Origin of the sequence: Streptomyces sp. URMC 126, from assembly GCF_051386555.1 — a bacterium.
GTDB lineage: Bacteria > Actinomycetota > Actinomycetes > Streptomycetales > Streptomycetaceae > Streptomyces.
The window spans coordinates 1-255 of sequence record NZ_JBPQTX010001079.1 but is presented as its reverse complement, the minus strand read 5'-3'; the positions used below and the strand labels follow the sequence as shown (position 1 = coordinate 255).

General features: G+C 64.3%; 1 pseudogene. It reads right to left on the bottom strand.

Annotated features, from left to right (window positions below):
- Nucleotides 1-255, bottom strand: a pseudogene (locus ACSNOK_RS35170) (IS5/IS1182 family transposase); the annotation flags it as partial.

Here is a 255-nt window from a genome sequence, read left to right as displayed (position 1 = left end):
GGACACAGGCATGCCAAGCTGGGTCATGATGTTGGTGACCTTGCAGCCAGCAGCGGCTTCGGTCTTCTGTGTTGGCAGAGCCCGGGCGTGGAGGCGGCAACCAATCAGGGCCTTGTAGCGCATCGTCGCTACCTCGCCCAAGGACCGCCGACCGTAGTTGAAGGCCTTCTGCCAGCCGACCCGACCACGTTCTTGGATCACCTGGAGGTGACGGTCGCGCTGCGTGGGCGCCGTCTCGGCGTTGTTGCTTGGCAC